Here is a 9,744-nt window from a genome sequence, read left to right on the forward strand (position 1 = left end):
AAAACGGCAGACCAAACACTGACGGCGCGCCATTCAAACTGGTGTTTGATAGCGTGTCACGAGCATGGCAGGGTCGCGGCGTCCCTGCCATGCGGCCAATGGCCAGTGCCAGCATCAGGGCTGGTAGAGGAATGGAGTTTCCACGCTGCACGCCTTCAGGGAGTCGGCGGCTCGGAGGGATCAGGTTCGGGAATCTCGCCACGCCACAGGCGATAGTCGGCCAGCGCATCATCGAGCTTGCCGAGCAACCAGGTCACGATCACCAGATCATCGAGAATCCCCAGCCCCACCAGCAGATCCGGAATCAGATCCAGCGGTGAGACCAGGTAGATGAAGGCGCCGGCCGCCAACCCCAGCGCCTTCCAAGGCACCGGGCGATAACGTCCGCTCACCACGTCGCGCAGCAAGGGCCCCATGGTGCGCAAGGCGGCGCCTGCCTTGCCCAGCACATGTCGGCGGCCAAACAATCGCGTCAACCATAATGCCTTGCCCATAGTGGACTCCTCACGGATAGCACAAATTTCGTTTACTGAGCTTGCCATCTTCGCGGCAGCACAGCCGCGATATCACTCTCGGATAATTCACTATCAGTATCAGATGGTGCTGTTATTCAGCGCCGACCACTGCCACGATAGCCACTATCGTTACTGAATCGGCAACCCCTGATAGCCAATATCGGGGCACTTGTTCAACATCGGGGCACTGAACCGCCACCACAAGGTCGCAGCCAGCCCACGCCCCCTTTACCGACAGTCGCAGGAGTCCCAGGTGACACCAGGCAAGCAAACACTCCGATCCCGTGGCAGCCGTCGCTTCGCGGCGCTGCGGCACCTCACCGGCCTAGGCCTGCTGTTGGGACTGAGCCTGCCCCTGCAGGCCGCCACTCCCAGTGACCAGAGCTTCCGCGCCGCCTTCGATGATGCGCGCGCCAAGCGTTTTGACGAGATTCAGCAGGTCGCCGTCAATGGCCACGTGCTGGAGGGCTACATCGAATATCACCAGCTCAAGGCCCGCCTGCCGTACGCCACCGCCGCGGAAGTGCTGTCCTTCATCGAGCGTCATGCGGACTCGCCGTTGGCCGAGTGGATGCGAGGCCAGGCGATCTCCGCCTACGGGCGTACCGGCCGTCATGATGCCCTGCTGGAAGTCAGCGATGGCGTGCCGGCCGGCGCGCAGCGCCAGTGCTATTACTACACGGCGCAGCTGAGCAATGATGTCGCGAGCGCATCGCAAGGCGGCCTGAAGCTCTGGCATGTCTCCGGCTCGCAGGACTCGGCCTGTGACCCGCTGTTCTCGGCGTTGCGCGAGCGTGGCGTGATCGATGATCAAGCCATCTGGGAACGCGCCATGCTCGCCTGGGCTGCCGGCCAGGGTGGCATGGTCAGCTATCTCGAGCGCCAGCTGCCCAGCAGCTGGCAGCGGGCCATCGCGGCACGCGAACAGCTGGAGGGCAACTTTGCCGCCATCACGCGCCTGCCGACCAACCTCGGCCACGGCGGCCATGCCTTCGCCGCCTTGAGCGTCGCTGCCATGCATGGCTTCGTGCGTGCCGACACCGAGGCCGCGCTGGAAGCCTGGCGCAAGGTGAATCCGCACATGCCGATGAGTGATGAGCAGCGCCACACCGTCGAACGCGACCTGGCCTGGTATTCACTGGTACGTGACATCCCCAACAACCGCGGCTGGGTCGATCAGCGCCTGACCATCCTCGATGACGAGGAGCTGTTCGATCTGCGCATGCGCAACGCGGTACGCGATGGCGACTGGCCGCAGGTGCGTGAATGGGTGTTGAAGATGCCGGACCGCTTCCGCAACGAAGCCCGCTACCAGTATTGGCTGGGGCGTGCCGATGACAGCCTGGGCCGCCCGCAGGAAGCACGCGCCGCCTGGACGCGCGCCGCGACCGAGCGCAACTTCTACGGCTTCCTGGCCGCCGACCGTATCGGGCAGGCCTACTCGCTCAATCGCGATGACCAGGACTTCTCCGACGCGGAACTGGCCGAGGTCGCCGAGACGCCGGCCGTCAAGCGTGTCAGGGCGCTGATGAACATCGACGAGATCGGTCTGGCTCGCTCCGAGTGGTTCAACGCCGTCACCCAAGCGGATGACGCCGATGCACGCCTTCTCGCAGCCTATGCACTGCAGCAGAAATGGTATGACCTGACCGTCTTCGCCACCATCCGCGGCCAGTTGTGGGATGGCCTTTCCTGGCGCTTCCCACCGGCCTGGCAGCAGGACTTCCAGCGCTTCGGTGCCGATGCCGGCGTCGACCCGTGGATGCTGATGGCACTCGCGCGTCGCGAGAGCGCCTTCAATCCCACCGCTACCTCGCCGGTGGGCGCACGCGGCCTGATGCAGCTGATGCCGGGCACCGCCGCTCAGGTCAGCCGCGGCCTGGGCCTGCCCACGCCCAGCAACGCGGCGCTGGGTGATCCGGTCACCAATATCCGTCTTGGCAGCACCTACATCCGCGAGATGCTGGACCGCTACTCAGGCAACCGCCTGGCTGCCGCCGCGGCCTACAACGCCGGGCCGGGGCGCGTCGATCGTTGGCTCGCCGACACCCCGGGCGAATACGACCGCTTCGTCGAGCGTATCCCCTTCAAGGAGACCCGCGAATACGTCAAGGCCGTGCTGGCCTACCGCGTGATCTTCGAAAGCCTGGCCAAGGGCACCAGCGAAGGTGTCAAGGTGGTCAGCGACCGCGAAGTCAGCCAGCGCTACACCACCGCGCTAGTGGATCGCCGCTGAGCCGAGCAGCAGCATCCAGCAACGAAAACGCCAGCCCCTTGGGGCTGGCGTTTTCGTTTTCATGGCATCAGGGCCCATGGCGTCAAGGCCCATGGCATCAGAGCTCATTGCGCCCTTCAGCCATTCTTCCAGCCATTCTTTCAGCCATTCGTTCAGTCAGTCATCGCGACGTGGACGAATGGCGGGCGAGGACCCGGACTGGCTCTCGCCCTTGGCTTCTCCCGGTCGCGAGGCAGCCACGCCATTGCCGAACGGCGGCTTCTGCTGAGGGGTATACCGTCCCAGCGCCTCGGCATAGCTCAGGGGGCGCCCTTCGTCGCTCCCCTTGCTCTTGCCACGCCAGCCCTGGCGCTTGCCGGGAGCGCCCTGGGGCTGTGCTGCGTCATCATGGGACTGAGATTCCGCATAGGGCTGAGATGCCGCATGGGAGCGAGTCGCATAGGGCTGAGACGCCCCCGCGCCCTCAGCCTCGCCGCCAGGGTATGCCTGCGACACCACCGGCTCCGATGCCGCTCGGCCGGAATAGGCCAAGGGCTGGGAACGCGTAACGCGCGGTGTACGCATCAGTCGCACCATCAGCCAGACCGCCAGTGCCCAGCAGAGCGTGCCCAGCACGCCATAGACGATCATCGCCCAGACATTGCCGGGGCGGTGGCCGGCATTGATGATGATCACACGCGACAGATCGATGTCGGGCCAGCGCTCGGCCAGCAGGGAGCGCTCATCGCCCGGCAGATCCGTCTCGGCGTGCAATACGGTGCCGAACAGGCCATCGGGGAACTCGATCAGCGGCGGCACGTTTTCCAGACTCTGCACGGAGTCGGTTCGCACCAGCACGCCCATGCGCTCGATGCGCGGCCATTCTTCCGAGGGGATGCCATCGATGCCGCCGAAGGCGCGTGACAGACCGGCCAGCTCCAGCAGATAGGGGTTCATGTCAGAGATGACCGGATAATAGAGCGTCTCGATGCGGCGCCCTCCGTCTGCATTGGCATCGAGGCGGAAGGTCTCGGTGTGCTCGCGATAGACCGCCCAGTGATTGCGCAGCGAGACGAACTGATTGACCGGCAGGTTGCCCTGCTCCACCGACTCGAGATTCAGCGTTTCGGGGCGCGTGGTCACGCGTCCGACCCAGCGCCCCTCATCGACGGCGTACAGCCAGGCCGCTATCCCGGCGACCACCAGCACCACGGCACTCAACCCGCCTAGGCGGCGACGAAGGGTATGTGAAAGACTCATCCGATTGCGTTCCCTGCCAATGCCAGCCTTGATGGGCCGGTCTTCATGTCATGAATGCAGCACTGTACCGCTGCTGTCGTTGGCTCGGGCAGGCGTCAGCACCGGCCCGGGCATCATTGTTGTTCGAGCCGTGCTGCCAATCGATTGCTCTTGTCGCAGTAGCGTTGCCGCAGGCGCAGGATCTCCAGAGAATTCGAGGACAGGGCATCCAGCACGTAGCGGTTGCAGGCCTGCTCGGCTTCTCGATGCGCCGCTTCCAGCGCCTTGCGCGCCTTGCGCTCTGCCGGCGTCATGCCCGCATAGGGGTCGCGCCGGGGCTTGAAGGTCGCTGCGGCCTTGCAATACATGGTGCGGGTGTCGATATGTGCCGCCCGCCCCCGGCGCTGCAAGGCATGGCAGGTCTCGACGAACAGTCGGCTGGCCATGCGCGAGCACTCGCGCTGCTCGACGGCGGTACCGGTCTTTTCCAGATGTGCACAGACCGACTCATCATCGATGCGCCACAGCTGGTGGCGGAAGTCGATGGTGTAACCGTAGTAAAGCACCCGTACCTGCTGTACGCGGGAATCGTAGACATCACTGATATCCCGAGCTTCCAGGTGCGTGACGACCTTGAGAAAGGCCGCCAGTGTCAATGTCACAGGATCCATGTGTCATCAAGGATACGAACCGTCATCCCATGCGCTCCGTTGCGATGTTGGCAGTGGCCGCTCATCCCTAGCGGCCTAGCGCCAGCCGTGCCCCCAGCAGCACCATGACGGACCCGGTGATGCCTTCCATCCAGCAGGCGACTCGCGGCCTTGCCAGCCAGCGCCCTGCACCACCGACCATCAACGCCACGCTGATCTGCCAGAGATTGGCGATCACGAAGTGGACACCCGCCAGCCACAATGACTTGAGCACGGCCGGGTCGGTCGGCGCGATGAACTGCGGCAGAAAGGCCATGTAGAACACCACCGTCTTGGGATTGAGCACATTGGACAGGAAGCCCTCACGCAGCGGCAGCCAGCACGATACCTGCTGCCGTGTCACGCTGACGTCGACATTCAGCCCGCGCGCGCGCCGCGCACTCTTGAGACTCTTGATGCCCAGCCAGATCAGATAGCCCGCTCCGACCAGCTTGAGGGCCGAGAACGCCCATGCCGACTGCAACAGGATCAGCGAGATGCCCGCCGACGACACCAGCGCGTGCACGAAGAGACCGGCACAGATCGCGAGACTGGTGAGCACGCCGTCACGCAGGCCACCGCGCGAGGTATTGCGAATCACCAGCAGGGTGTCGACCCCGGGCGTGACTGTCAGCAAGGTGATGGCCACCACGAAGGACCAGAAGGCAGCATCGAACTGGATGAAATCAAACATGACGAACGTCCTTGCGACAGACCCGCTTCAGTAGCCGAATTCGTGCCCCCATGGCACTGAACAGGCGACCAGTCTAGGCGAGCACGGCCAGCCTGCAAAGCCATCCACACCAAGATGACAGCCTGGTTTGCCTCTGAATGGTGCACTTCAGTCTTTTGTCTTACTGCGTTGCTACGCAACGGCGCAGGCGCTCTCATGAGCCCGCAGCTGATGGCATGCAGAAGCCATCTCGCGTCATCAAGGATACGAGCCTCGACTCCTAAAATACGCTGCGTCGCTGTTGAGCGACCAACGCAGCCTTCAACCTACCAACCAGAACCCCGTGGCGATATCCAGCAGCAGCACCAGCAAGGCCAGCAGGATGACCAGGCCATCCTCCCCGATCAGCCCCAGTCCCAGCAGCAGCAAGGTCGCTGCCGGCAAGGCCGCGGCGAAGGGCACCAGCTCCAGCGGCACCATGGCCGTGGCCAGCAGGATGGTCAGCGCTGCGATACCGCGATAGGCAATGCCACGCGTCATGAAGCTCAGGCGTGGTTTGAGCAGACGATCGAGGCGTCGCGTCCAGGGCCTTGCCCGCTCGACGCCATGGGTCAGGCGTTGATGCTCGAAACTGAAGCGCGCCAGCCGGCGTGGCAACCACGGCATCTTGCGCCCCAGCAACAGTTGACCCGCTATCAGCACGATGAACAGCGCGCAGGTCGTTGGTACGCCGGGGATCGCCCCGGTCGGCAGCAGTACCAGCAAGGCAGGCAATACCAGCAAGGGACCGAAGCCCCGGGAGTTGAAGTGCTCCAAAATGTCGCCCAGCGAGATATCCCCTTCGATCTCGCGGTCCAGCTCTTCCAGCAACCCCGTGAGGTTGCCTTCATTGGCGTGCTTGCTCATGCGAGCTCCCTATCGGGAAGATGACGGAGGATATGAAAGTTTCGAGCCGTGGCGAGTCAGCTGGTGCCGCCCCGCCACGGTGAATCGTCAGCTGATCGTCAGCCGACCAGGCGATCGCCCAGCATGCCGATCATGAACCCCAGCGAGGCGCCCAATGGCGGTGACCAGTGATGCGCCACCCGCGACTGGGGCGCAATATCTTGGAAGACGAGATAGAGAATGCCACCGGCGGCGAAGGCCATCAGCCCGCCCAGCACGCCCGGTGCATCCGCAAGCCACAGATGGCCGGCCAATGCCGCCAGCGGGCCCAACAGTGACAGCAGCACGAAGGCCCCGAGCCCCTGACGCGCCGTCAGCCCGGCCCCTTCCAGCTCACGATAGGCATTGAAGCCTTCCGGCAGGTTCTGCACCGCAATGAACAGTGCCAGCAGCATCGCCGCGGCGGGAGAGGCAGAGGCCAGTGCGCCCAGCGCGATCGCCTCGGGGATGAAGTCCATCAGCATCGCCAGTAACTGGCCCTTGGCGCCACCACCGCGCGCCAGCCAGCGGTCCAGTTGCATGAAGATCAGCGCGCCCAGCAGGAACAGTCCCAACAGCGCCGCGATGGACAGCGCCTGCATGGCATGCGGTACCAGCACCAGTGAGACGGCGGCCAACAGAATGCCGCCGCCGAGCGCGGTGATCCCCGCCAACCAACTGCGTTTGACGTGACTCTCGTGGCTGCGCTCCAGCTGGGCGATCACGCCACCCAGCGGCATGCACAACCCGGCAGCCCAGGCGAGCGCCACCATGGTCCACGGAATCGATGCCATCATGCTGTCGTCGGGGTTGCAGGACTCGGTCGCGCACCCAGCACACGCATCAACAGACTGGTACCGACGCCCCAAGCGCCATTCAGGATCAGGCCACCGACCACCATCAGTGGCGCGACCTCGATTCCCTTGAGCGGGAAGACGACCAGCATGGCCACGGCCGTCGGGCCGACTGCACCGAAGACGAGGCTGATCAGCCAATGGCTGACGCCCGTCCTGCGGCGCACCAATGCCCACAGCGGCAGGCCCCACAACCCGCCCCAGAAGGCCAGCGAGAGCACTGACGGAACGCCCAGCGGCCCGGTAGGCGTCATGTTGTAGGGCGCCTTGGGGAGAATATCGGCCAGATAGAAGAGCCCGAAGAGGCCCTGATGGAAGATCAGGGTCGCCAGAAAGGCGGCGATGAAGGCTTTCAACCAGATCATGTTCACTTCCTTGTCGTCATGTTGATGAAAACATCTGAGCCCCAGCACATTAGAACATGCGAAAACTCGATACTGCCTTTCCTGCTACGTCACTTCCGTCCCACTGGATGCAACGCAGGCGTGATCTCTAGCGCTGGGTGGCCGGTGCCTGCTCGGCATGGCGCAGCGATATCTGGTCATTGAGTGTCCAGAAGTCATACAGCACGCCGATGAAGAACAGCCCACCGGTGCACAGGTAGAGCAAGCCGGTCAGCCACTTGCCCATGTACATGCGGTGGATGCCGAACACGCCCAGGAAGGTGAGCAGAATCCAGCTCAGCGAGTAATTGATCGGGCCTTCGCGAAAGCGGAAGTCCGCCTCGCGGTCCATCGCCGGAATCAGGAACAGGTCGATCAACCAGCCGATGCCCAGCAACCCGAAGGTGAACAGCCAGATGGTGCCGGTGACCGGCTTGCCATAGTAGAAACGGTGCGCGCCGAGGAAACCGAAGATCCACAGCAGATAGCCCATGGTCTTGGAATGCGTGTCCTGTACAACAGGCGATGCGGTCATCAGTGAAGCCTTAGCCGCGATGCGGCAGATCATGATTGCGAATACAGTCAATGCGGTCTTGGCGCCGATGAATCAAGCCTTCTGCCGCCAGAGGCCACGCCCGGAAACGACAACGCCACCCGCGCACTGGCGCGGATGGCGTCGGATCAGCAGGTGTCTCTTCATCGCTCCCGGGAGCGAAAGCCAAGCCGGGAACAAAAGCCAGGCCGCAGCCGGCGCTAGATGACGCCCAGCTCGCGCAGACGCTCCTTGAGGTAGGAGTCCGCCGTGTGCTTGTCAGACAGTACCACTTCGGGGCGCGGATGCAGGAACAGCGGCAGCGACAGGCGTGACTGGCTGGAGCCCTCGCCGGTCGGGTTGATCACGCGGTGCGTGGTCGACGGGAAGTAGCCACCACTGGTCTCCTGGAGCATGTCGCCGACATTGATGACCAGCTGACCCGGATCACAGGGCACGTCCATCCATTCGCCATTGACGTCCATCACCTGCAGGCCCGGCTCGTTGGCTGCCGGCAGCACGGTCAGCAGATTGATGTCTTCATGCGCCGCGGCACGGACGGCGCCCGGCTCTTCACTGCCGGTCATCGGCGGGTAGTGAAGCACGCGCAGCAGCGTCTGACCGCTGTCCTTGATCATGTTGGAGAGCGGTTCACGGTAGAGCTCGGCCACTTCGGCAGGTGAATGGGCCTCTACCCAGCTCAGAAGCTCTGCCGCGAAGGCTTCGGCCTGGCGGTAATACTCCATGGCATTCTCGCGCAGGCTGTCCGGAATCTTGCCCCACGGATAGATGTGGTAATACTCCTTGAGATCACGCGCCGTATGGCCCTTGGCGGTCTCGGAGACATCTGCCGGGAAGAGTCCATCCTGGGTCTTGGGGTCGAAACGCCAGTCAAGCTTGTCGGCGCTGGAGAAGAATTCGGCCCATTCGGCGTAGATCTTCTCGACCAATTCATGAGAGATCGGGTGATTGCGGATGACACCGAAGCCCGTCGTGCGCAGGGATTCGACAAATTTTTCGGCTGCATCGGCCGAGCGGTAATCTACGTTCTGGACCTTCATGGCATTTCCATCTATGTTGGCTCTGTGTGAGCATCCTACTTGAGCCGGAAGGAGTCGCCAATACGACAACTTTCTGTTCGAATGGAAGCGAGCACGTGCAGCCCAGGCTGCATGCGTAGGTCAAGCAGGAAAGGATGTCGTCGCTGGACGCAACGCGTCTCTCTGGTGGAATTCCCCCTAGCCGCACCAACGCACTCTGGTCTGATGGGCAGACCACCAACATCATCTCGTAAGCAAGGAAAGAATCATGGCAACTGGCACAGTCAAGTGGTTTAACGACACCAAAGGTTTCGGCTTCATTTCTCCGGACGACGGCGGCGACGACCTGTTCGCGCACTTCTCTGAAATTCAGGCAGAAGGCTTCAAGTCCCTGCAAGACGGTCAGAAGGTTTCCTTCGACGTCACCCAGGGCAAGAAAGGCCTTCAGGCCGCAAACATCAAGCCGGTCTGATCTTCTCGATCAGCCTGGTCAGGCCGCCCTCACCGGCGCTCTGATGATGGCAGCAAGATAGTCATGGAAAAGCCCGCCTTCCGGCGTAATGCCAGTCAGTTAACACTGACTGGCATTTTTCTTGGCCGGATACTTCTGCGGCCGGCGCCTGACCGATCGAGGATAAGACCGTTCGCGTCGTTCCGGTAAAACGAACGACGGTGCCATG

11 protein-coding genes are annotated in these 9,744 nt (G+C 63.0%); 2 read left to right on the plus strand and 9 right to left on the minus strand.

The features are described from left to right. Positions 1-155: 155 nt before the first annotated feature. The gene (locus IZU87_RS14970) at positions 156-494 is read right to left on the minus strand and encodes a YkvA family protein (protein WP_107335278.1); all 339 of its coding nucleotides are present in this window, start codon (positions 492-494) and stop codon (positions 156-158) included. 274 nt (positions 495-768) lie between these two features. Between IZU87_RS14970 and IZU87_RS14975 the strand changes: the two genes are divergently transcribed. Then, positions 769-2,751: a transglycosylase SLT domain-containing protein gene (locus IZU87_RS14975; RefSeq protein ID WP_349305189.1), complete on the plus strand. Its 1,983-nt coding sequence runs from the start codon at positions 769-771 to the stop codon at positions 2,749-2,751. Between the two features lie 156 nt (positions 2,752-2,907). On the opposite strand, the gene IZU87_RS14980 is transcribed toward IZU87_RS14975, so the two are convergent. The 8 genes from IZU87_RS14980 to IZU87_RS15015 form a co-directional block, all read right to left on the minus strand. Continuing rightward, positions 2,908-3,990 (minus strand): hypothetical protein, encoded by a 1,083-nt coding sequence (locus IZU87_RS14980; protein ID WP_213115056.1) that lies wholly within the window; start codon positions 3,988-3,990, stop codon positions 2,908-2,910. A gap of 113 nt (positions 3,991-4,103) precedes the next feature. Continuing rightward, positions 4,104-4,640 (minus strand): hypothetical protein, encoded by a 537-nt coding sequence (locus IZU87_RS14985; RefSeq protein WP_043335517.1) that lies wholly within the window; start codon positions 4,638-4,640, stop codon positions 4,104-4,106. A gap of 67 nt (positions 4,641-4,707) precedes the next feature. Beyond that, positions 4,708-5,352: a LysE family translocator gene (locus IZU87_RS14990; protein WP_043335514.1), complete on the minus strand. Its 645-nt coding sequence runs from the start codon at positions 5,350-5,352 to the stop codon at positions 4,708-4,710. 300 nt (positions 5,353-5,652) lie between these two features. Beyond that, on the minus strand, positions 5,653-6,237 hold the full coding sequence (locus IZU87_RS14995) for an exopolysaccharide biosynthesis protein (RefSeq protein WP_043335511.1): 585 nt from the start codon (positions 6,235-6,237) through the stop codon (positions 5,653-5,655). A 98-nt stretch (positions 6,238-6,335) separates the two neighbouring features. Next, the gene (locus tag IZU87_RS15000) at positions 6,336-7,049 is read right to left on the minus strand and encodes a ZIP family metal transporter (protein WP_043335509.1); all 714 of its coding nucleotides are present in this window, start codon (positions 7,047-7,049) and stop codon (positions 6,336-6,338) included. Then, positions 7,049-7,474, minus strand: a complete 426-nt coding sequence (locus IZU87_RS15005; protein ID WP_043335507.1) for a hypothetical protein — start codon at positions 7,472-7,474, stop codon at positions 7,049-7,051. Before IZU87_RS15005 ends, IZU87_RS15000 begins: the two co-directional genes overlap by 1 nt. 127 nt (positions 7,475-7,601) lie before the next feature. Further along, positions 7,602-8,027 carry an NINE protein gene (locus IZU87_RS15010; RefSeq protein ID WP_213115057.1) on the minus strand — a complete coding sequence of 142 codons (426 nt, stop codon included), beginning with the start codon at positions 8,025-8,027 and terminating at the stop codon, positions 7,602-7,604. A 218-nt stretch (positions 8,028-8,245) separates the two neighbouring features. Next, positions 8,246-9,085: an isopenicillin N synthase family dioxygenase gene (locus tag IZU87_RS15015; protein ID WP_043335503.1), complete on the minus strand. Its 840-nt coding sequence runs from the start codon at positions 9,083-9,085 to the stop codon at positions 8,246-8,248. A 247-nt stretch (positions 9,086-9,332) separates the two neighbouring features. Between IZU87_RS15015 and IZU87_RS15020 the strand changes: the two genes are divergently transcribed. Further along, on the plus strand, positions 9,333-9,536 hold the full coding sequence (locus tag IZU87_RS15020; RefSeq protein ID WP_043335501.1) for a cold-shock protein: 204 nt from the start codon (positions 9,333-9,335) through the stop codon (positions 9,534-9,536). The last annotated feature ends 208 nt before the right edge of the window (positions 9,537-9,744 follow it).

Origin of the sequence: Cobetia sp. MC34 (assembly GCF_018340035.1) — a bacterium.
Classification (GTDB): domain Bacteria; phylum Pseudomonadota; class Gammaproteobacteria; order Pseudomonadales; family Halomonadaceae; genus Cobetia; species Cobetia amphilecti.

Excerpts from the sequence above, each read along its gene's own strand:
- IZU87_RS14990 (WP_043335514.1), bottom strand. The coding sequence starts at position 5,352 with ATGTTTGATTTCATCCAGTTCGATGCTGCCTTCTGGTCCTTCGTGGTG.
- IZU87_RS15010 (WP_213115057.1), bottom strand. The coding sequence starts at position 8,027 with ATGACCGCATCGCCTGTTGTACAGGACACGCATTCCAAGACCATGGGC.
- IZU87_RS14970 (WP_107335278.1), bottom strand. The coding sequence starts at position 494 with ATGGGCAAGGCATTATGGTTGACGCGATTGTTTGGCCGCCGACATGTG.
- IZU87_RS15020 (WP_043335501.1), top strand. The coding sequence starts at position 9,333 with ATGGCAACTGGCACAGTCAAGTGGTTTAACGACACCAAAGGTTTCGGC.
- IZU87_RS14985 (WP_043335517.1), bottom strand. The coding sequence starts at position 4,640 with ATGGATCCTGTGACATTGACACTGGCGGCCTTTCTCAAGGTCGTCACG.
- IZU87_RS14980 (WP_213115056.1), bottom strand. The coding sequence starts at position 3,990 with ATGAGTCTTTCACATACCCTTCGTCGCCGCCTAGGCGGGTTGAGTGCC.
- IZU87_RS14995 (WP_043335511.1), bottom strand. The coding sequence starts at position 6,237 with ATGAGCAAGCACGCCAATGAAGGCAACCTCACGGGGTTGCTGGAAGAG.
- IZU87_RS15015 (WP_043335503.1), bottom strand. The coding sequence starts at position 9,085 with ATGAAGGTCCAGAACGTAGATTACCGCTCGGCCGATGCAGCCGAAAAA.
- IZU87_RS15000 (WP_043335509.1), bottom strand. The coding sequence starts at position 7,049 with ATGGCATCGATTCCGTGGACCATGGTGGCGCTCGCCTGGGCTGCCGGG.
- IZU87_RS15005 (WP_043335507.1), bottom strand. The coding sequence starts at position 7,474 with ATGATCTGGTTGAAAGCCTTCATCGCCGCCTTTCTGGCGACCCTGATC.